Origin of the sequence: Streptomyces sp. NBC_01515 (assembly GCF_045040345.1) — a bacterium.
Lineage (GTDB): Bacteria > Actinomycetota > Actinomycetes > Streptomycetales > Streptomycetaceae > Streptomyces.
Genome location: NZ_CP109416.1, coordinates 6189405 through 6210980 on the forward strand (window position 1 = coordinate 6189405; position 21576 = coordinate 6210980).

Below are 21576 nucleotides of genomic sequence, written 5' to 3' on the forward strand. Positions count from 1 at the left end.
TCTTAGTGCCGAAGACTTCGAAGCTAAACAGTACATCTAGAAGGACTTCAACGCCAAGCGACCCCGTGCGATACTGACGCCCATGGGCGAACCGACACTCGACGAGCAGATCGCCGCCTACCAGCGCGAGTTCAAGGACCTAGACCCCCAGGTCGAAAAGATCGTCTCGGCCCTGGGCCGCCTGAACCGCCGCATGAACGTCGCCTACGGCCGCCAGACCGCGAACCTCGGCATGAGCAGCGCCGAGTGGGAGGTCCTCAAGGCGCTCGTCCTGGCCGGCGCCCCTTACCGGATGGGCCCGAGCGACCTCGCCAAGCGCCTCGGCCTCACGCCGGCCGCGATGACCCACCGGATCGACCGCATGGTCGCCGAGGGTCTGGTCACCAGGGAGCGGGACGAGTCCAACCGCGTCCGCGTGATCGTCGAGCTGACGCCCGAGGGTCGCGGCAAGTGGCTGGAGGCGATGCGCATGGCGACGGTCTTCGAGGAGGACCTCCTCCAGGACCTCTCCCCGGTGGAGCGCGCAGTCCTCGGCGAGGTCCTGACCCGCCTGCTGCGCAGGGTGGAGCACGCCCAGCCGGATGCCGGCGGCCGGCTCAGCGATCTCGAATAAAAGATCTTGACAGAGGGTGCTTGACAGTCCCCTGCTCGATCCGTAAAGTTCTTCGGGTTGCCGCCGAGCCGTAACGGTTCTCCGACAGCACCTCCGCCGCGACAGCGGCAACCCAAACCAACCGCACGATCTCCCAACGGGATTGATTTCGGCGTGCCCGAATTCAATTCGATTTGGGCTCGGCAGTTGTTCGATCAGGTCACTGGGACTCGATTGGAACTCCGCCGGGGGAATCGGCTAAGGTTTGAGACGTCGGAACGGCCCAACGGCCGGGATGGCAACCCCCTCTGACTGGGAATCAGGCCCGAAAGGATCTGGTAGAGTCGGAACCGCCGGAAAGGGAAACGCGGAAGCGGAAACCTGGAAAGCACCGAGGAAATCGGGACCGGAAACGGTCTGGTAGAGTCGGAAACGCAAGACCGAAGGGAAAAGCCCGGAGGAAAGCCCGAGAGGGTGAGTACAAAGGAAGCGTCCGTTCCTTGAGAACTCAACAGCGTGCCAAAAATCAACGCCAGATATGTTGATACCCCGTCTCCAGTCATCATCTGATGTCTGGGGCGAGGTTCCTTTGAAGAAAACATACAGCGAGGACGTTGTGAACGGTCGGGCTTATTCCGCCTGACTGTTCCGCTCTCGTGTATGCGATCCCGATTACGGGAAAACATTCACGGAGAGTTTGATCCTGGCTCAGGACGAACGCTGGCGGCGTGCTTAACACATGCAAGTCGAACGATGAACCACTTCGGTGGGGATTAGTGGCGAACGGGTGAGTAACACGTGGGCAATCTGCCCTGCACTCTGGGACAAGCCCTGGAAACGGGGTCTAATACCGGATAATACTCCCGCACTCATGTGTGGGGGTTAAAAGCTCCGGCGGTGCAGGATGAGCCCGCGGCCTATCAGCTTGTTGGTGAGGTAATGGCTCACCAAGGCGACGACGGGTAGCCGGCCTGAGAGGGCGACCGGCCACACTGGGACTGAGACACGGCCCAGACTCCTACGGGAGGCAGCAGTGGGGAATATTGCACAATGGGCGAAAGCCTGATGCAGCGACGCCGCGTGAGGGATGACGGCCTTCGGGTTGTAAACCTCTTTCAGCAGGGAAGAAGCGAAAGTGACGGTACCTGCAGAAGAAGCGCCGGCTAACTACGTGCCAGCAGCCGCGGTAATACGTAGGGCGCAAGCGTTGTCCGGAATTATTGGGCGTAAAGAGCTCGTAGGCGGCTTGTCACGTCGGGTGTGAAAGCCCGGGGCTTAACCCCGGGTCTGCATTCGATACGGGCTAGCTAGAGTGTGGTAGGGGAGATCGGAATTCCTGGTGTAGCGGTGAAATGCGCAGATATCAGGAGGAACACCGGTGGCGAAGGCGGATCTCTGGGCCATTACTGACGCTGAGGAGCGAAAGCGTGGGGAGCGAACAGGATTAGATACCCTGGTAGTCCACGCCGTAAACGGTGGGAACTAGGTGTTGGCGACATTCCACGTCGTCGGTGCCGCAGCTAACGCATTAAGTTCCCCGCCTGGGGAGTACGGCCGCAAGGCTAAAACTCAAAGGAATTGACGGGGGCCCGCACAAGCAGCGGAGCATGTGGCTTAATTCGACGCAACGCGAAGAACCTTACCAAGGCTTGACATACACCGGAAAGCATTAGAGATAGTGCCCCCCTTGTGGTCGGTGTACAGGTGGTGCATGGCTGTCGTCAGCTCGTGTCGTGAGATGTTGGGTTAAGTCCCGCAACGAGCGCAACCCTTGTCCTGTGTTGCCAGCGTGCCCTTCGGGGTGACGGGGACTCACAGGAGACCGCCGGGGTCAACTCGGAGGAAGGTGGGGACGACGTCAAGTCATCATGCCCCTTATGTCTTGGGCTGCACACGTGCTACAATGGCCGGTACAATGAGCTGCGATACCGTGAGGTGGAGCGAATCTCAAAAAGCCGGTCTCAGTTCGGATTGGGGTCTGCAACTCGACCCCATGAAGTCGGAGTTGCTAGTAATCGCAGATCAGCATTGCTGCGGTGAATACGTTCCCGGGCCTTGTACACACCGCCCGTCACGTCACGAAAGTCGGTAACACCCGAAGCCGGTGGCCCAACCCCCTTGTGGGGAGGGAGCTGTCGAAGGTGGGACTGGCGATTGGGACGAAGTCGTAACAAGGTAGCCGTACCGGAAGGTGCGGCTGGATCACCTCCTTTCTAAGGAGCATCTAGGCCGCCAGGCATTGTCTGGTGGTCCAGGGCCATTACGTCGGCACACGTCCGACGGTGGTTGCTCAAGGGTGGAACGTTGATTATTCGGTGTCGCCGCTCATCTCGGGCTGCAAGTACTGCTCTTCGGGGCGTGGAAAGCTGATCACGAGTGACGGGGATGCCGGGCACGCTGTTGGGTGTCTGAGGGCACGGCTGTAACAAGCTGCCTTCAGTGCCGACCCCGGTGAAACATCGTGTAAGCGGTGTGTGACGGGTGGTTGGTCGTTGTTTGAGAACTGCACAGTGGACGCGAGCATCTGTGGCCAAGTTTTTAAGGGCGCACGGTGGATGCCTTGGCACCAGGAACCGATGAAGGACGTGGGAGGCCACGATAGTCCCCGGGGAGTCGTCAACCAGGCTTTGATCCGGGGGTTTCCGAATGGGGAAACCCGGCAGTCGTCATGGGCTGTCACCCTTGCCTGAACACATAGGGCAAGTGGAGGGAACGCGGGGAAGTGAAACATCTCAGTACCCGCAGGAAGAGAAAACAACCGTGATTCCGGGAGTAGTGGCGAGCGAAACCGGATGAGGCCAAACCGTATACGTGTGAGACCCGGCAGGGGTTGCGTATGCGGGGTTGTGGGATCTCTCTTTCACAGTCTGCCGGCTGTGAGGCGAGTCAGAAACCGTTGATGTAGGCGAAGGACATGCGAAAGGTCCGGCGTAGAGGGTAAGACCCCCGTAGTCGAAACATCAACGGCTCGTTTGAGAGACACCCAAGTAGCACGGGGCCCGAGAAATCCCGTGTGAATCTGGCGGGACCACCCGCTAAGCCTAAATATTCCCTGGTGACCGATAGCGGATAGTACCGTGAGGGAATGGTGAAAAGTACCGCGGGAGCGGAGTGAAATAGTACCTGAAACCGTGTGCCTACAAGCCGTGGGAGCGTCGGAGTGCATGCTTGCATGCACTCTCGTGACTGCGTGCCTTTTGAAGAATGAGCCTGCGAGTTTGCGGTGTGTTGCGAGGTTAACCCGTGTGGGGAAGCCGTAGCGAAAGCGAGTCCGAATAGGGCGATTTAGTAGCGCGCTCAAGACCCGAAGCGGAGTGATCTAGCCATGGGCAGGTTGAAGCGGAGGTAAGACTTCGTGGAGGACCGAACCCACCAGGGTTGAAAACCTGGGGGATGACCTGTGGTTAGGGGTGAAAGGCCAATCAAACTCCGTGATAGCTGGTTCTCCCCGAAATGCATTTAGGTGCAGCGTCGTGTGTTTCTTGCCGGAGGTAGAGCACTGGATAGGCGATGGGCCCTACCGGGTTACTGACCTTAGCCAAACTCCGAATGCCGGTAAGTGAGAGCACGGCAGTGAGACTGTGGGGGATAAGCTCCATGGTCGAGAGGGAAACAGCCCAGAGCATCGACTAAGGCCCCTAAGCGTACGCTAAGTGGGAAAGGATGTGGAGTCGCAGAGACAACCAGGAGGTTGGCTTAGAAGCAGCCACCCTTGAAAGAGTGCGTAATAGCTCACTGGTCTAGTGATTCCGCGCCGACAATGTAGCGGGGCTCAAGCGTACCGCCGAAGTCGTGTCATTCATACAATAGGGCCAACGCCTGTATGGATGGGTAGGGGAGCGTCGTGTGCCGGGTGAAGCCGCAGCGGAAGCTAGTGGTGGACGGTTCACGAGTGAGAATGCAGGCATGAGTAGCGATACACACGTGAGAAACGTGTGCGCCGATTGACTAAGGGTTCCTGGGTCAAGCTGATCTGCCCAGGGTAAGTCGGGACCTAAGGCGAGGCCGACAGGCGTAGTCGATGGATAACCGGTTGATATTCCGGTACCCGCTGTGAAGCGTCAAACATCGAGCCCATTAATGCTAAGGCCGTGAAGCCGTTCCGGACCCTTCGGGGAATGGAAAGTGGTGGAGCCGCCGGCCCAAGATGGTAGTAGGTGAGTGATGGGGTGACGCAGGAAGGTAGTCCATCCCGGGCGGTGGTTGTCCCGGGGTAAGGGTGTAGCCCGTCATCTAGGCAAATCCGGATGACGCAAGGGTGAGACCTGATGCCGAGCCGATTGTGGTGAAGTGGATGATCCTATGCTGTCGAGAAAAGCCTCTAGCGAGTTTCATGGCGGCCCGTACCCTAAACCGACTCAGGTGGTCAGGTAGAGAATACCGAGGCGTTCGGGTGAACTATGGTTAAGGAACTCGGCAAAATGCCCCCGTAACTTCGGGAGAAGGGGGCCATCACCGGTGAAAGGATTTACTCCTTGAGCTGGGGGTGGCCGCAGAGACCAGCGAGAAGCGACTGTTTACTAAAAACACAGGTCCGTGCGAAGCCGTAAGGCGATGTATACGGACTGACGCCTGCCCGGTGCTGGAACGTTAAGGGGACCGGTTAGTCACTCTTCGGGGTGGCGAAGCTGAGAACTTAAGCGCCAGTAAACGGCGGTGGTAACTATAACCATCCTAAGGTAGCGAAATTCCTTGTCGGGTAAGTTCCGACCTGCACGAATGGCGTAACGACTTCTCGACTGTCTCAACCATAGGCCCGGTGAAATTGCACTACGAGTAAAGATGCTCGTTTCGCGCAGCAGGACGGAAAGACCCCGGGACCTTTACTACAGTTTGATATTGGTGTTCGGTTCGGCTTGTGTAGGATAGCTGGGAGACTGTGAACTCTGGACGCCAGTTCAGGGGGAGTCGTCGTTGAAATACCAGTCTGGTCGTGCTGGATGTCTAACCTGGGTCCGTGATCCGGATCAGGGACAGTGTCTGATGGGTAGTTTAACTGGGGCGGTTGCCTCCTAAAGAGTAACGGAGGCGCCCAAAGGTTCCCTCAGCCTGGTTGGCAATCAGGTGTTGAGTGTAAGTGCACAAGGGAGCTTGACTGTGAGACCGACGGGTCGAGCAGGGACGAAAGTCGGGACTAGTGATCCGGCGGTGGCTTGTGGAAGCGCCGTCGCTCAACGGATAAAAGGTACCCCGGGGATAACAGGCTGATCTTCCCCAAGAGTCCATATCGACGGGATGGTTTGGCACCTCGATGTCGGCTCGTCGCATCCTGGGGCTGGAGTCGGTCCCAAGGGTTGGGCTGTTCGCCCATTAAAGCGGTACGCGAGCTGGGTTTAGAACGTCGTGAGACAGTTCGGTCCCTATCCGCTGCGCGCGCAGGAACATTGAGAAGGGCTGTCCCTAGTACGAGAGGACCGGGACGGACGAACCTCTGGTGTGCCAGTTGTTCTGCCAAGGGCATGGCTGGTTGGCTACGTTCGGGAGGGATAACCGCTGAAAGCATCTAAGCGGGAAGCCTGCTTCGAGATGAGTGTTCCCACCCCCTTGAGGGGTTAAGGCTCCCAGTAGACGACTGGGTTGATAGGCCGGATCTGGAAGCCCAGTAATGGGTGGAGGTGACCGGTACTAATAGGCCGAGGGCTTGTCCTCAGTTGCTCGCGTCCACTGTGTTGGTTCTGAAACCACGAACAACCCCATGCCCGGGGCCACTGGGTGTGGTGCGGTTGTCTGTTTCATAGTGTTTCGGTGGTCATAGCGTGAGGGAAACGCCCGGTTACATTCCGAACCCGGAAGCTAAGCCTCACAGCGCCGATGGTACTGCAGGGGGGACCCTGTGGGAGAGTAGGACGCCGCCGAACAAATATTGCGAAAACCCCCGTACCGTTAATTCGGTACGGGGGTTTTCTGCGTTTCGGCTACGGTGACTACCGTGGCTGATATGAACTACAAGATCCGTTCGATACGCGCTGACGAGTGGGTCGCGGCGAAGGAGCTGCGGCTCGTCGCCCTGCAGGATCCCGTCGCGCACCTTGCCTTTCTGGAGACCTACGACGCGGCGCTGGCCCGGCCGGACTCCTTCTACCAGGAGCGGGCCGTAGGGGCTGCCGAAGGTGCTGAGAAGGCTCAGCAGGTCATTGCCGAGGGGCCGGACGGGGAGTGGGTCGGGACGGTGACCGTGCTGCTTGAGGAGGCCGGGACGGTCGACTGGGCCGGTTTCGTGGTCGAGCGGAAGCAGGGGCACATCGTCGGGGTGTTCGTGCGGCCGGAGGTCCGGGGCATCGGACTGACCGAGGTGCTCTTCGACGCGGCGCTGGAGTGGGCCTGGGGGCGCGGGGTCGAGCGGGTGCGGCTCATCGTGCACGAGGACAACGAGCGGGCCCGGCGGTTCTACGGCAAGGCCGGCTTCGTCCCCACGGGCGTCACCGTGCCGTTGGGCGGGAACGCGGACGAGCGTGAGCTGGAGATGGTGGTCGAGCGGCCGTAGCCGTGGCTGCGGGCGCCGTAAGTCCCGTTGCTAGACCGGTAGTTCGTGGTGGGGCCAGCGGGCCCTGGCCTGTTCTCTGGAGCGGAGGAGGGCCAAGGTCGGCAGGCCCCGGTCCGCTCCTGTGGCGAGGAGTTCCGGGAGTTGGGGGAGCGGGGCCACGGCCGCGACGTCGTCCAGGACAAGCGTCATTGGTGGGTCGAGGCGACCGGCCGATGACCGTTCGGCCATGTGCCGGCCGCGCTCGACCACGCTTGATGCGAGGGCGGTGAGGAGAGGCATCGCGCCCGGGTTCGTACGGGGGTCCTCGATGGATTCACCGACCAGATAAAGCGTGCCCCCTTCGTTCGCGAAGGAATCCAAGGAGAGGGCGTCAGTTCTGTTGGGTGTGCAGGCTTCGCGGATGTTGACCGTGAAGAGGGCGGAGAGCGCGCGGCTCGTCAACTCCTGGGCGATGTCCCGGCGTTCGGGGTGGGACGTGAGTGCGGCTTCGAGTTCGCCCGCCGCACCGGGGGCTGCCTTGGGGTTGGTGCGGAGGATTCTCACCGCGTCCTGGATCTGGGTGCCCTGGGACCAGCGGTGGACGTGGCGGATGGTGCGGCCGTCGATCGCGGCGGCGTGCAGATAGCTGCGGAGGAGTGTCTCGGCGGTGTCCGCCACCGCCTGGTCGATCTTCGCCGTGGGTCTGACCGGGGTGAGGAGGGCGGCGGCTCTTTTCACCGCCGTCGGTTTGTCCTCGCAGCCCGTTGTGGGGGACCAGTGGAGGCGGGCCGGGGTGTCGCAGAGGTGCGTGGGGTCGTAGAGGAGGACCGGGCCCAGTTTGGCTCTGGCGTCTTTGGTGCCCTGCCAGACGGCGGAGTTTGAGGTGACTACGACGGTTGGGCCTTCCGCGTCCCGTACTGCCTGGGTCGCGGTCGCGTGGCGGCTTTCCGGCGGTGCCACGAAGATTCTTTCCCACCCGCCGACCCGCTCACCGCCAACTGGAGAGGCTGAGGAGAGGGGCGCCGCAATCGGGGGCTGTTCGAGGAGCGCCGTTGGCTGCGGTTGAGGTTGAGGTTGAGGTTGAGGTTGCGGCTCCGGTCTCTGCGCCGGTACCTCGTGGACCTCCGGTGCCGGCCGCTCTGTCCGGTTCCGGGCCCGTACCGCCCGCCATCTCGCCACCGTGCCCATCGTGAACACGGTGAGGACCAGCAGGATCATCAACTGGCCGATGAACAGGCCCCAGAAGAGGCCGTAGCCGGAGAACTCGGCGGGTGGGGACTGGGGCCAGGCGCCGGGGATGTCGTGGGGCTGGGCGATGAGGTGGCGCATGGCCATCGGGGTGCGGGTGAAGGTCACGCCGGTCGGCCAGCTGCCCTGGGAGAACAGGGCGGCCAGGCCGGTGGCCGACCACACCAGCAAGGTCATGCCGATGAGGAACGCGAGCAGGCCCACCAACAGGCCGTCGGGGATGCCCCCTTGGCGCTCGCGTCCACCGTCGTCCGGTCTCATGTCATGCCACCGCCGTTCACGCCACCGTGGACTCGGAGGAGCCGTCGAGATCGCTCAACTGCTGTTCCATGAAGGCCGCCGCGCGTTCCTCGGCCTCCAACTCGGCGGCGCGCAGGGCGTCGTCGGTCACTTCCTGGTCGTGTTCGCGGGAGGACTGGGTCATCGCGCGGTCGGTGAAGACGAGGGGGCGTTCCGTCTCGGTGATCAGGTGTTTGACCACCTGGACGTTGCCGTTGACGTCCCACACCGCGATGCCGGGGGTGAGGGTGGGGATGATCTCCACCGCCCAGCGTGGCAGGCCCAACACCCGGCCTGTGGCGCGTGCTTCGTCCGCTTTCTGGGCGTAGATCGTTCGTGTCGACGCCATTTTCAGGATTGCCGCGGCTTCTTTCGCCGCGGCTCCGTCGACGACGTCCGACAGGTGGTGGACCACCGCCACGAACGACAGGCCCAGGCGGCGGCCGAACTTCAGCAGGCGCTGGAAGAGTTGGGCCACGAACGGGCTGTTGATGATGTGCCAGGCCTCCTCGACCAGGAAGATGCGCTTCTTCCGGTCGGGGCGGATCCAGGTGTGTTCCAGCCAGACGCCGACGATCGCCATCAGGATGGGCATGGCGATGGAGTTGCGGTCGATGTGGGACAGGTCGAAGACGATCAGCGGTGCGTCGAGGTCGATGCCGACCGTCGTCGGGCCGTCGAACATGCCGCGGAGGTCGCCGTCGACCAGGCGGTCGATGACGAGGGCGACGTCCAGGCCCCATGCCCGTACGTCGTCTATGGCGACGTTCATCGCCTCGGCCGACTCCGGTTCGGGGTGGCGTAGTTGCTCGACGATGTCCATGAGGACCGGCTGGCGTTCGACGATCGTCTCGTTGACGTAGGCGTGCGCCACCTTCAGCGCGAAGCCGGAGCGTTCGTCGAGGCCGTGGCCCATCGCCACCTCGATGATCGTTCGGAGCAGGGCGAGTTGGCCCGTCGTCGTGATCGCGGGGTCGAGGGGGTTGAGGCGGATTCCCATGTCCAGGGCGGCGGTTGGGTCCAGGCGGATGGGGGTTATCCCCAACTCCTCCGCGATCAGGTTCCATTCGCCGACGCCGTCCTCGCCCTGGGCGTCCAGGACGACCACCTGGCGGTCGCGGAAGCGCAGTTGGCGTAGGACGTACGTCTTCTCCAGGGCCGACTTGCCGTTGCCGGACTCGCCGAGCACCAGCCAGTGGGGGGCCGGGAGTTGCTGGCCGTAGAGCTGGAAGGGGTCGTAGATGTAGCCCTTGCCGGAGTAGACCTCGCGGCCGATGATGACGCCCGAGTCGCCCAGGCCGGGGGCGGCCGTCGGCAGGTAGACCGCCTGGGCCTGGCCTGTCGAGGTGCGGACCGGGAGGCGGGTGGACTCGATCTTTCCGAAGAGGAAGGACGTGAAGGCGTCGGTGAGGATGGACAGCGGATCCCGCATCTGAGCCCTACCTCCGGATGCCGGTGGCGAACGGCAGTGTGTTCACAAACGCGCGGTGGTGCTCGCGGTCGCACCACTCCAGCTTCAGATACGACTTGCCGGCGGACGCCCTTATCGTGCGCTTGTCGCGCGCGAGGGCCTCGGGGTTGCGGGAGGAGACGGTGATGTAGCCGACCAGGTTCACGCCGGCCGCGCCGCTCGCCAGGTCCTCGCCGCGCTGGTCCATGCGGCCGTGGGCGGCGACGTCACGGGGGTCGACGGTGCGGTTCATCTTGGCGGCGCGGGAGGCGTCGGCCTCGTCGTTCGTCTTCTCGGTCAGCATGCGCTCGATGGCGACCTCGGTGGGTTCGAGGTCCATCGTGACGGCGACCGTGCGGATGACGTCCGGGGTGTGGACGAGGAGGGGCGCCAGGAAGTTGACTCCGACCGGGGTCATCGGCCACTCCTTCACCCAGGCCGTGGCGTGGCACCACGGCTCGCGGGTCGACGACTCACGGGTCTTCGCCTGGAGGAACGTCGGCTCCATGGCGTCGAGTTCGGCCGGCCAGGCGTTGCGCTTCGTCATCGCCTGGAGGTGGTCGATGGGGTGGTCCGGGTCGTACATGGAGTGGATGAGCGAGGCGAGCCGGCCCTGGCCGAGCGGCTGCCGTACGCGGATGTCCGCCTCCTGCAACCGCGAGCAGATGTCGGTGAGTTCACGCGCCATGACCACCGCGAGGCCGGCGTCGCGGTCGAGCTTGCGGCCCGCGTGCGGGCGGGACGCGCGGGCCATCGCGTGGGCCTCGGCGGAGAGTTCGCGGTTGAAGTGCATGCAGGCGACGAGGTAGGCGCGGTGCTGCTCGCTGCTGGTGGACACCATCGACTGCAGTTGGTCGTACGACTGCTGCAGCCAGGTCAGTGACTTCTCGTCGCCGCGCTGGGCGACGTCCTTGGCGTGCGCGTCCGGGTCGGCGGGCAGGGTGCGGGCGAGCATCTGGATGCGGGTGACGAAGCCGTCGCCGTTCGCCACGTGCTTGAGGAGCGTGCCGAAGCGGTCGACGAGGGCTTCCTGGTCCTCGCTGTCGCGCAGGCCGACGCCCGGGCCCTCGATCTCGATCGCGGCGGTGACCGTACGGCGGTCGGCGTGCAGGAGTACGGCGATCTCGTCCGGGCCGAAGGGGGCGGCCAGCCAGTTGATGCGGCCGATCCCGGGCGGCGGGCCGACCTCGACCTCGCGGCCGTCGAGGTGGACGCCGGCCTCCGCGACGGAGGAGCGGTACGTCGTGCCGTTGCGCAGGGTGCGCTTGTAACTGCGGTTGATCTCGAACCACTTGTAGAACGTGCGGCGCTTGTACGGGACGTAGACCGCCATCAGCGCGAGCATCGGGAAGCCCGTCAGCAGCACGATGCGCAGGGACAGGACGGGGACGAGGAGTCCGCTCATCATGCCGAGGAACGCGCCCACGATGATGAGGGCGATCTCGCCGGTCTCGCGATTCTTGCCGACGATCGCGTTCGGCCGGGCCCGGCCGATGAGATAGGTCCGGCGGGGCGTGATCGGATGGGACAGGTGGGCTTCTGTCGTCAACGCCCTTCACCTCCCGTGCGGTTGTTGCGGGCGTTGCCGGCGTGCGGGGTGTTCGCCGGGCTCTGGCGGGGCGGGGGCGCGGCGGAGGGGACTGCTCCGCCGCCGCCGCTCGACGGGCGGCTGCTGTGGGCCGCGACGCCGCCGGAGATCGGGTTGGACGGGCGGGCGCCGCCGCCGGACGAGGACTGGCCGCCTCCGCCGTCGTTCGTGCGGGCGCTGTGGGTCTTGATGCCCTGGGCGACCATGGTGGCCGGGGAGCTGATGACCGCGGCGGCCTTGCCCTCGGCGCCCTGCATGATGCGGTTGTTGCGGCCGCCGGCGATCTCGTCGCCGAAGCCGGGGACGAAGCGGTAGATCATCGCGCTGGCGAAGATGGCGAGCAGGATGATCGCGAGGCCGGAGACGACGGCGGAGAACGAGTCCGGGCCGTCGGCGGTGGACAGCGCGCCGGCCAGGCCCAGCACGATCACGATGACCGGTTTGACCAGGATCACCGCGATCATGATGCCGGCCCAGCGGCGGACGTGGCCCCACAGGTTCTTGTCGACGAGGCCCGCGTAGACGACGGTGCCGAGGAGGGCGCCGACGTAGAGGAGGGCGGCGCGGATGACGAGCTCCAGCCAGAGGACGCCGGCGGCGAGGATCGACACCAGGGAGACCACGATCAGCATGATCGGGCCGCCGCCGATGTTGTTTCCCTTGGCCAGGGCGCCGGAGAAGTTGCCGAAGAAGGTGTCCGTCTGGTTGCCGGTGGTTTTCGCGAGGACCTCTGTGATGCCGTCCGTGGCGGAGACGACGGTGTACAGGATCAGGGGGGTGAACGCGGAGGCGATGACTGTGAGCCAGAGGAAGCCGATGGCCTCGGAGATCGCGGTGGTGAGGGGGACGCCTCGTACCGCGCGCTTCGCTACCGCGAGCAGCCACAGGAGGAGGGTGAGGATCGTGGACGCGGCGAAGACGACGGCGTACTGCTGAAGGAACCGGGGGTTCGTGAAGTCGACGTTCGCGGTCTCTTTGACGGCGTCGCTGAGTTTGTCGATGGTCCAGGAGGCGGCTTCGGCGCAGCCCTTTCCGAGGGAGGAGAGGGGGTCGAGGGTGTCGGTGGTGCTGGGGGTGGTGGTGGTGCTCGTCCCGTTGCCGCGCTGGCAGTACTTCTTGGCCTCGCCGACGATGAGCTTGCAGTCGGCGCTCTTGGACGCCGAGGGCGACGGACTGGGGGTCGCGGCGACGGCATGGGTGGCCAGCAGCACGAGAGACGTCTGTACGGCGGTCACGGCTCCGGCGAGCCTGAGCACGCGTTGCGGGTTACCGGGCATACGTGAACCCTCCGTACTCGTCGATGGCCTTGCTGATCTCGTCCGAGGTGGCGGCCGTGTCGTCGCCGGGTACCGGGGCGGGGCCGTCCTTCTGGGAGTCCGTGACGATCTTCCAGTCGCCGTTGGACCACTGGAGGTCGAAGCTCCAGGTCTTCCACGAGGTGGTGACGGGGTCGGTCGAGGTCTGTCCGGACATGCCGATGAGGCCCACGTACCAGACCGCGACCTTCGCGTCGCTGGCGCTGTACCGCTGGACCGTCGCGCCCACCGGGATCGAGCGGGAGACGAACGTGCTGCCGGTCGGTGCGTTGCCGTTGGCGTCGAGGCCCAGCTTGCTGAGGAAGTCCGCCGAGTAGGCCTGATCCATCGGACCCGTCAGTTTGCTCGCGGCACCGGACGTGTAGAGGGAGTTCACGAGCGAGTGCCGGATCTCCTTCTGGAACATGCCGGTCGAGCCCAGCGCCACGGAGTAGTTCGCCGCCGCCGACTGCGCTCCTTGTTCGGTGTGCGCGAACCCCGACGGAATCCCCCCGGTCTTCGTCTCCACCGGCTTCGTCCCGCTCGCTGCCGTGGACGCCGCGTCCGGCTTCGAGCCGCTCGACGTGTTGCTGTCGTTCGAGGACGACGTGCCGTCGCCGCGGTTGGCGAAGGCGATGGCGGCGATGAGGACGACGACTACTCCGACGACCGTCACCAGGCTTTTGGAGGAGGAGGATCTGCCGCCGCGGCGGGCGCCGCCGTAGATGTCGCCGCCGGTTCCCTGGGGCAGCCGGGTGCGGGTCTGGCCCGTGCCGCCGTAACCGCCGGAGGTCTCGTGCTCGTCTCCGGGACTCATGCCGGGTACGCCCCTTCGCCGTCGTCCAGAAACACCTGGAAGTACGACGGTAGCCGTGCTGGTTCCCGCGCGGGCGCGGAGTGGTGACTCGACATCAGGGAAACGCAACCTCAGCCGGTGGGCACGACGGGCGGGTGGGTGGGGAGCGGGGGGACGGGCCGGGCTCGGCTATACGGCCATGCCGTACACGATGGTGAAGAGGGTGCCGAGGGAGCCGATGATGAAGACGCCGGTCAGGCCGGCGACGATGAGTCCCTTGCCCTGCTCCGCGCTGAACGTGTCGCGGAGCGCCGTCGCGCCGATGCGCTGTTTGGCCGCACCCCATACGGCGATACCGAGGCAGAGCAGGATGGCGACCGCCATCACGACCTCGATCATCACCTTCGCCTCGTTACCCAGGCTGCCGAAGGGGCCCCAGTCCGGAGCGATCCCGCCGATGATGGTGTTGATGTCTCCCTTGTCGGCCGCGAAGAGCATGTAAGTCACCGCCCCTGGTGGGTAGTTCCGCATCCCCTGCAGGTGCGCAGAGGTCAGGCATCATTGTCGCCGACAAAGGCGCCGTCGGATGTCGACTTGGCGTCATTGATTGGCGGGTTTCGTACGAATACCCCGTACGGTCACTCTGTGTATCACGGTAGGTAACGCCGGGCAACGATTCCGGAGCGGAACCTGTCCGTGGTTCGGTCGTTAGCCCCTGATTACTCGCTTTGGTTCGCGTTGATGTTCTCATGATGAACGGGCCGCGGCTGGATGCCGCGGCCCGTTCTCTCGTGCCAGGTGTGGCCCCCACGACCCACTGTGGCACGTCATGTGACGGAGGATCAGCTCAGGGTGGGGGGCAGGTCACCGTCAGTTGGCGAAGGCCGAGATGCCCTCCGGGGTGCCCCAGCCGGTCGGGCCGTCGTAGCCGGTCTCGGCGGTGCAGAAGTACGCCGTCGAGCAGGAGCCGTTGTAGCCGCTGGTGACGTCGTTGAGGGACGAGGTGCCCGCGTAGTCGTAGGGGTACTGGGCCGGGTAGGTGCCGCTGGCCGGGGTGCCGGCCAGCGCGTAGACGCCGGCGATGATCGGCGCGGAGACGCTGGTGCCGCCGAAGGTGTACCAGCCGGCGGTGACGCCGTAGGAGTCGTAGACCGAGACGCCGGTGGCGGGGTCGGCGACCGCGGAGACGTCGGACTCCATGCGCTTGGTGCAGCCGGTGTCGGTCTGCCAGGTGGGCTTGGCGTCGTAGGAGGAGCAGCCGGAGCCGGTGCCCTCGGTGCTGGAGGTGCGCCAGACGGCCTCGGTCCAGCCGCGGGTGGTGGAGGAGGTGGAGAGCTTGGTGCCGCCGACCGCCGTCACGTACTGGGACGTTGCCGGGTACTCGGCGCCGTAGGCGCTGTCACCGGAGGAGACGGTGATGGCCACGCCCGCGTGCTTGTAGTACGAGGTGTCGTACGACGTCTGGGAGGAGGACTCGGAGCCGCCGTAGGAGTTCGAGACGAACTTCGCGCCCAGGGTCACGGCCTCGTTCTCGGCGGTGCCGAGGTTGGCGTAGCTGGCGCTGGTGGCCTCGACGAGGGTGATGTTGCACAGCGGGCAGATCGCGCTCGCCATGTCGAGGTCGAGGGAGATCTCCTCGGACCAGCCGGCGTCACTGGTGGGGAGGGAGGTCGTCGAGCCGGTCTGACTGACCTTCTTGAAGCAGCCGTTGGCCGTCGTGCAGGCCGAAAGGCCGTAGTACGAGCGGTAGGTGGCGAGGTCGGCCTCGGCGTTCGGGTCGTTGTACGCGTCGACGATCGCGATGGTCTCGCCGGAGCCGTTGGAGGCGGCGGCGGAGGTCAGGCCGTAGGCGGACCGGAGGTTGGTCGGGCTGTAGCCCGAGGGGGTCGACGCGTCGGCCGCCTTGGGGGTGATGCCGGTCTTCGCGGCCTGCATCTTCTGGAAGGCGGTGAGGCCGCCGGTGACGCGGTAGGACTTGCAGGTGAGGTCACCCGTGTGCTTGGGGGTCGCACAGGGGGTCGCGGCGTAGGTCACCGCGGTGGAGGTGGTGGCGCTCTGTGCCGCGTCGGCCTGTACGGCGGTGCCGAGGCCGGTGAAGACCAGTGCGGCGGTGGCTACGGCGACGGACCCTATGCGGCGCCATCTACCGTGCGTGTGGGGGGAGTCGGGGGTCGTGGTACGCAAGGTGCAGCCTCCTGAGTCGGTGGAACAGGGGCGGTGCGGGTGCGTGTCGCCGGCACGGTTTCTCCGGCGGTGGGGGGCGGCCCGCGATGACCATCTCTTGTTGAGTACGCGACAACAAGGGGCTGCTGGAATCCTGACTTCCGGCTTACCGAACAGGGTCTGGCCCTTTACCAAACCCACAGGTTTCTCATGGGAGTTGAGGTCTGTCGGGGCCCACGGCACGGCGAACGGGCCGCGGCTGGTTGCCGCGGCCCGTTGCCATTCGCTCCGCCGAGGGGACCCCACGTCCCCCTCTGCCGGCGGCTCCCCGTGACCCGACGGGGAGGTTCTGTGCCCAGTGCGTCAGCCGGTGAAGGCGGAGACGCCCTCCGGGGTGCCCCAGCCGGTCGGGCCGTCGTAGCCCGACTTCGCGGTGCAGAAGTAACTCGTCGAGCAGGAGCCGTTGTTGCCGCTCGTCACGTCGTTCAGGGCGGAGGTGCCGGCGGCGGCGTAGGGGTACGACGCCGGGTAGTCGCTGCTGCCGGGGGTGCCGGCGAGGGCGTAGACACTCGCGATGATCGGGGAGGAGGCGCTGGTGCCGCCGTAGGTGCCCCAGCCGGTGCCGTCGTCGCCGTAGGTGTCGTAGACCGAGACGCCGGTGGCGGGGTCGGCGACGGCGGAGACGTCGGAGATCATGCGCTTGGTGCAGCCGGTGTCGGTCTGCCAGGTGGGCTTCGCGTCGTACGCGGAGCAGCCGGAGCCGGTGCCTTCGGTGCTGCTGGTCTTCCAGACGCTCTCGGTCCAGCCGCGGGAGGTGGAGGACGTGGAGAGCTTGGTGCCGCCGACGGCGGTGACGTAGCGGGAGCCGGCCGGGTACTCGGCGCCGTAGGCCTCGTCGCCCGCGCTGGCGGTGATGGCGACGCCCGCGTGCTTGTAGTACGAGGTGTCGTACGACGTGTCGGAGGAGGACTCCGAGCCGCCGTAGGAGTTCGAGACGAACTTGGCGCCCAGCTTGACGGCCTCGTTCACCGCGGTGCCGAGGTTGGCGTCGCTCGCCGACTTGGCCTCGACCAGGAGGATGTTGCAGTTCGGGCAGGTCGCGCTGACCATGTCGAGGTCGAGGGACTCCTCGCCGGCCCAGCCGCTGTCGGCGGTGGGGAGGGAGGTCGTCGAGCCGGTCTGACTGACCTTCTTGAAGCAGCCGTTGGCCGTCGTGCAGGCCGAGAGGCCGTAGTACGAGCGGTAGGTGGCGAGGTCGGCGGCGGCGTTCGGGTCGTCGTAGGCGTCGACGATGGCGACGGTCTCGCCGGAGCCGTTGTCGGCGGCCGCGTCGGCCAGGCCGTAGGCGGACTGGATGTCCGAGGGGCCGTAGCCGGTGGGGTCGTCCGAGGCGGCCTTCGGGGAGATGGTCTTGGGCGTGACGCCCTTCAGGGCGGCCTGCTTCTCCATGAAGGCGGTGGTGCCGCCGGTGACCCGGAGGGCGTTACAGGCGGCGAAGCCCTTCTTCGGGGTCGCGGCGCAGCCGATCTTCGCGTACTGCACGTGGGCCTTGGCGACCTGTGCGGCGATCGTCTTGGCGGTCGCCTTGTGGGGGGTGGTGGCGGCGCTCGCGTGGGCCGCGGTGCCGAGTCCGGCGAGCAGGAGCGCGGTGGTCGCGGCGGCGGCGGCGGTGCCGAGTCTGCGCCAGTTGCCGCGTATGTGGGGGGAATTGGGGGGTGACGTACGCAACGTACAGCCTCCAGAGAGAGGTGGGCAGAGGCCTGCGGGTGGGGGTCCACCGGTGAGGTTCCCGGTGGGGGCGGCGGCCCGCGATGACCATCTCTTGTTGAGTACGTGACAACAAGGTGGGTTCCGGAGTTCTGACTTCCGCGTTACTCAAGGGGGTTGGGGGATTGCTGATCAGTGGCGGCGGGATGGGGTGGGGATGGCTCGGGCTTGACTCTCTCCACGGGAACTTCACAGCGGGACGCGCGTTGACTGGGGTTGCCTGCCGGGTTCGGGGTGGGTGGTTCGGTTGTTTGCGGGGTGCGGGTGCGTGGGGGCTTGTCGCGCAGTTCCCCGCGCCCCTAAGGGCATCAGGGTTCGCGGGGTGAAGGGGTGTGGGGGGTTGGGCGCGCCCTCGCGGCGGAGCCGCATATCGATGCAGCCCCGCGCCGCTGAGGGAGGTGCTGTGAACCGGCGCCAAGTGGTCGCCGTTCGCCGCTAGTTCTCGCGGGGTGTCAAACCGTTCAGCAAGTGGTGGATCAGGGCGGGGATGTCGGCTACCGCGGCCTCTGGGGTGAGGGTGCCCTGGGCTGCGAAGGATGCCGTGCCGTGGAGGGCGGCGCCGATGACCAGGGCGATGGTCCAGGCGGGGCCGGGGATCATCTCGCCGCGCTCCTGGGCGTCGATGACGATCTGTACGAACTGGGTTGTCGTGCCGTCCACCGCCGCCCGGAGCTGCTCGGAGATGTCCGCGTCGTGCTTGCGGGAGTACATGACCTCCAGCAGCTCGGCGTTCGAGACCGCGAAGTGGACGTAGGTCCTGGCCAGTTCGGTGAGGCGGGTTTCGAGGGGGAGGTCGGGGCTGTCCGCGGCGGTCAGTTCCTTGGCCATGCGCTCGAAGCCGGTGAGGGCGAGGGCGTCGACCAGGGCCTGCTTGTCCTTGAAGTGGCGGCCGGGGGCCGCGTGGCTGACGCCGACGTCCCGGGCCAGTTCGCGCAGGGACAGTGCGGCCACCCCCTTCTCCAGCAGGGTGCGCTCCGCGCTCGCGAGCAGGGCGGAGCGCAGGTCTCCGTGGTGATAGGGGCGTACGGGCATGCGAACCATCGTATCCCGATGTTGTCGATGCCGACATTGTTGTCACCGTCACCATTGTTGTCATTGACAGCATTGTTGGCGTTGCCTACATTGGGAGGCATGGACAACACGGACAGCACCATCGGCAGCAGTGGCAAGGGCAAGAGCAAGGTCAAGTGGGGTGTCGGGCGGATTCCTGGTCTCTCCGGGCGTACCGCCGTCGTCACCGGGGCCAACAGCGGGATCGGGTTCGCGGCCGCCGCCGAGCTGGCCCGTGCGGGCGCGCATGTCGTGTTCGCCGTACGGGACCTGGAGCGGGGGCGGGCCGCGGCGGCCAAGGTGAGTGGCAGTACCGAGGTGCGGCGGCTGGATCTCGCGGATCTGGCGTCCGTGCGGGAGTTCGCCGAGGGCTGGGACCGGCCGCTCGACCTGCTCATCAACAACGCCGGCGTGATGATGCTCCCCGAGCAGCGGACGCGCGACGGCTTCGAGATGCAGTTCGGCACGAACCACCTGGGCCACTTCGCCCTCACGAACCTGCTGCTGCCGCACATCACCGACCGGGTGGTGACCGTCTCCTCCGGCGCGCACCGGATGGGCGACGGCATCATCCACTTCGAGAACCTGAACCTGGACGGCATCTACAGCCCGCAGCGCGCGTACTCCCAGTCCAAACTCGCCAACCTACTGTTCACGCTCGAACTCCAGCGCAGGCTCACGGAGTCGGGCTCACGCGTCCGCTCCCTCGCGGCCCACCCGGGCTGGGCGGCGACCAACCTCCAGAGCCATACGGCGAACCCGGTCTCACGCGTCCTCATGGCCGTCGGCAACAAGGTCCTCGCCCAGGACGACAAGGGCGGCGCCCTGCCGACGCTCTTCGTGGCGACCCAGGATCTTCCGGGCGCGAGTTTCGCCGGCCCGAGCGGGCCGATGGAGATGCGCGGGGCTCCGACGCTGGTGGGGCGCAGCACGGCGGCGAGTGACGTGGAGGCGGCGGAGCGGTTGTGGGAGGCGTCGGAGGGGCTTACCGGAGTGGTGTTCCCGCTGGTGAGTGCCGCGCGCTAACTCCAGGTGCGGGCACGGGTGTTGAAGACCTCGGGGTCGCTGTGCACCGGCAGGACGCAGAGCAGGTGGCCGCCGGGGGCGCGCAGGACCCGGCACTCCAGCCAGCGGGCGGTCTCGGTCGCGCCGAGGGTGAGCAGGCGGGTGGTCTCCGCCTCTACGTCGTCGGTCTCGATGTCGATGTGGAAGCGCGGGTTGAGGTCGTCGACGGACTGAATCGCCGTGACCAGGCCGGGGATTGCCTCGTGGAGCGTTGTGAACTGCTCCTCTCCGGGGACCGGTTCCGCCGGGGTGCCGAGTGCCGCCGACCAGAAGGCCGCGGCTGCGGCGGCCTCCGGACCGGGGGTGTCGATCAGGAGGGCGTAGACGCGGCTTCTATGCATCTGGCGCATGCGGCGAATCCGGCCCGATTCCCGTGGTTTCCGGGGGTGTTGGGGCCGTCGTGTTCTCCGCGCCCACCACGCCCTCCGCGCCCTCCATCCCCTCCACGCCTTCCACGAAGTGGTCGAACTCGCCTGCCTGTACGCCGAGTACGAAGGCGTCCCACTTGCGGCGGTTGGTGGTGACGACGTTCTCCGGGTCGCTGGTCTCGCGGATGTAGACCGGGGCCTCGCCGTCGTCGCCCGGGCCGAAGGCGAGCTCGATCCAGGGACCGGGGCCCGTGGCGTCCGGCGGGGCGGCCCGTTCCCAGGTGAGGTCGGGGGGGATGTCAGACACGGGGGTTTCCTTCGTCGAGTGCCGGGGAGACGACGAGTATCGCGCAGGAGAGGCGGGAGGGGCGGACGGACAGTACGGTGGACAGACCGCCGGACCAAACGTCGACCTGAGCGCGAACGCGGTGTTCACAGCGAAATTTCAGTAAACGTCGACGTCCTTTCTCACCTTTGTGGGACAGAGTGGGGCCCGATGAAGCGCAGCTCACGCATCTCCCGTTCCGCTCGCCTCGCGGGCAACCGTAGGTACGCGCTGTTCGTCGCCGTGGTGACGCTGGCACTGACCTCCGCCTCTGTGGCGACCGCCGACGACGGCCCCGGGCCCTTCGGTGTGACCACCGTGACCGAGGTGAGCAAACAGAGCGTGCGGATCGGCGCCCTGTTCGGGGCGGCCCACGCCACCAGCCTCGCCGGCGGGCACCACTGCACCGCGTCCGTGGTGCACAGCGCGGGGCACAACCTCATCGTCAGCGCGGCCCACTGCCTGGACGGCGACCCCGGTGACGTGTTCGTGCCCGGTTACCGGGACGGCAAGGCGCCGTACGGGGTGTGGAAGGTCGAGAAGCGGTTCCTGCCGGACGGGTGGTCCAAGGGGCAGGCCGAGGACAGCGACATCGGCTTCGCCACGCTCGTCGAGGTGGGCGGTAAGAACATCGAGGACGTGGTGGGCGCCGACCGGTTCACGACCGGGACGGCGACCGGGGCCACGGCGGTGACGATCACCGGGTATCCCTCCGCGACCGACCAGCCCATCAGCTGCACCAACAAGCCCACCCAGCACAGCGGCACCCAGCAGCGCATCGACTGCCCCGGCTTCACCGGCGGCACCAGCGGCAGTCCCTGGGTGAACGGGGACCAGCAGGTCGTGGGTGTCATCGGCGGGCACGAGCAGGGCGGGCTGACACCGGACATCTCGTACAGCGTCGTGTTCGGCAAAGAGGCGGCCGAGTTGTACAAGGACGCGACGACCGACCCGTAGTAGGACGGTTGGCCCCCGGTCGTACGACTCGCCCGTAATGAGGTGCTGTAAGGCACCGTGTGTGGTGGACGCGACTCGTTGAATACGCGTCAGATGTGGTGGAAGCACGGCGAAATGCCGCCACCCTGCCCCGAAATGGCCTTGAACAGGGCTGACATGGGGGAGGGTTG

The 21576-nt window shown here is 65.9% G+C and carries 14 protein-coding genes, 3 rRNA genes and 1 pseudogene; 7 read left to right on the top strand and 11 right to left on the bottom strand.

Features of this window, described 5'->3' with window-relative positions; all coding sequences use genetic code 11:
* The first annotated feature begins 82 nt into the window (after positions 1-82).
* The 5 genes from OG407_RS27835 to OG407_RS27855 all read left to right on the top strand — a co-directional run bounded on the left by OG407_RS27835 (position 83) and on the right by OG407_RS27855 (position 7076).
* On the top strand, positions 83-613 hold the full coding sequence (locus OG407_RS27835) for a MarR family winged helix-turn-helix transcriptional regulator (RefSeq protein ID WP_403606562.1): 531 nt from the start codon (positions 83-85) through the stop codon (positions 611-613).
* A 664-nt stretch (positions 614-1277) separates the two neighbouring features.
* Positions 1278-2805 (top strand): 16S ribosomal RNA (locus OG407_RS27840).
* Between the two features lie 315 nt (positions 2806-3120).
* A 23S ribosomal RNA gene (locus tag OG407_RS27845) occupies positions 3121-6241 on the top strand.
* 92 nt (positions 6242-6333) lie between these two features.
* Positions 6334-6450 (top strand): 5S ribosomal RNA (rrf, locus tag OG407_RS27850).
* Together the 16S, 23S and 5S rRNA genes form the textbook arrangement of a ribosomal RNA operon.
* Positions 6451-6530: 80 nt before the next feature.
* A complete protein-coding gene (locus tag OG407_RS27855; RefSeq protein ID WP_405868640.1) occupies positions 6531-7076 on the top strand; it encodes a GNAT family N-acetyltransferase in 546 nt (181 codons plus the stop codon).
* 30 nt (positions 7077-7106) lie between these two features.
* On the opposite strand, the gene OG407_RS27860 is transcribed toward OG407_RS27855, so the two are convergent.
* From OG407_RS27860 to OG407_RS27900, 9 genes are all read right to left on the bottom strand, one after another.
* Positions 7107-8564, bottom strand: coding sequence for a type IV secretory system conjugative DNA transfer family protein (locus OG407_RS27860; protein WP_405862151.1), 1458 nt, complete (start codon positions 8562-8564; stop codon positions 7107-7109).
* A 16-nt stretch (positions 8565-8580) separates the two neighbouring features.
* Positions 8581-10014 (bottom strand): ATP-binding protein, encoded by a 1434-nt coding sequence (locus OG407_RS27865; protein ID WP_403591426.1) that lies wholly within the window; start codon positions 10012-10014, stop codon positions 8581-8583.
* 7 nt (positions 10015-10021) lie between these two features.
* Positions 10022-11581: an SCO6880 family protein gene (locus tag OG407_RS27870; protein ID WP_405862153.1), complete on the bottom strand. Its 1560-nt coding sequence runs from the start codon at positions 11579-11581 to the stop codon at positions 10022-10024.
* Entirely contained in the window at positions 11578-12897 is a 1320-nt protein-coding gene (locus tag OG407_RS27875; protein WP_405862155.1) for a hypothetical protein, read from the bottom strand. The genes OG407_RS27870 and OG407_RS27875 overlap by 4 nt, the downstream gene beginning before the upstream one ends.
* The gene (locus OG407_RS27880) at positions 12887-13732 is read right to left on the bottom strand and encodes a hypothetical protein (RefSeq protein ID WP_405862157.1); all 846 of its coding nucleotides are present in this window, start codon (positions 13730-13732) and stop codon (positions 12887-12889) included. The genes OG407_RS27875 and OG407_RS27880 overlap by 11 nt, the downstream gene beginning before the upstream one ends.
* Positions 13733-13900: 168 nt before the next feature.
* A complete protein-coding gene (locus OG407_RS27885) occupies positions 13901-14209 on the bottom strand; it encodes a hypothetical protein (protein ID WP_019065418.1) in 309 nt (102 codons plus the stop codon).
* A gap of 372 nt (positions 14210-14581) precedes the next feature.
* Complete coding sequence (locus tag OG407_RS27890; protein WP_405862158.1) at positions 14582-15895, bottom strand: peptidase S8; 1314 nt, start codon at positions 15893-15895, stop codon at positions 14582-14584.
* 342 nt (positions 15896-16237) lie between these two features.
* Positions 16238-17602 (bottom strand): peptidase S8, encoded by a 1365-nt coding sequence (locus OG407_RS27895; RefSeq protein ID WP_405862160.1) that lies wholly within the window; start codon positions 17600-17602, stop codon positions 16238-16240.
* A gap of 474 nt (positions 17603-18076) precedes the next feature.
* Positions 18077-18673: a TetR/AcrR family transcriptional regulator gene (locus OG407_RS27900; protein WP_405862162.1), complete on the bottom strand. Its 597-nt coding sequence runs from the start codon at positions 18671-18673 to the stop codon at positions 18077-18079.
* A gap of 99 nt (positions 18674-18772) precedes the next feature.
* On the opposite strand from OG407_RS27900, the gene OG407_RS27905 reads away from it, so the two are divergent.
* Positions 18773-19717: an oxidoreductase gene (locus tag OG407_RS27905; RefSeq protein WP_405862164.1), complete on the top strand. Its 945-nt coding sequence runs from the start codon at positions 18773-18775 to the stop codon at positions 19715-19717.
* Here the strand turns inward: OG407_RS27905 and OG407_RS27910 are convergent.
* Both OG407_RS27910 and OG407_RS27915 read right to left on the bottom strand, forming a co-directional pair.
* Positions 19714-20106 carry a VOC family protein gene (locus tag OG407_RS27910; protein ID WP_405862166.1) on the bottom strand — a complete coding sequence of 131 codons (393 nt, stop codon included), beginning with the start codon at positions 20104-20106 and terminating at the stop codon, positions 19714-19716. The two genes, OG407_RS27905 and OG407_RS27910, sit on opposite strands and share 4 nt — an antisense overlap.
* Positions 20107-20194: 88 nt before the next feature.
* Positions 20195-20431 (bottom strand): annotated as a pseudogene (locus tag OG407_RS27915) (DUF397 domain-containing protein); the annotation flags it as partial.
* Between the two features lie 189 nt (positions 20432-20620).
* Between OG407_RS27915 and OG407_RS27920 the strand changes: the two are divergent.
* Positions 20621-21406 (top strand): trypsin-like serine peptidase, encoded by a 786-nt coding sequence (locus OG407_RS27920; RefSeq protein ID WP_405862168.1) that lies wholly within the window; start codon positions 20621-20623, stop codon positions 21404-21406.
* Positions 21407-21576 lie beyond the last annotated feature (170 nt).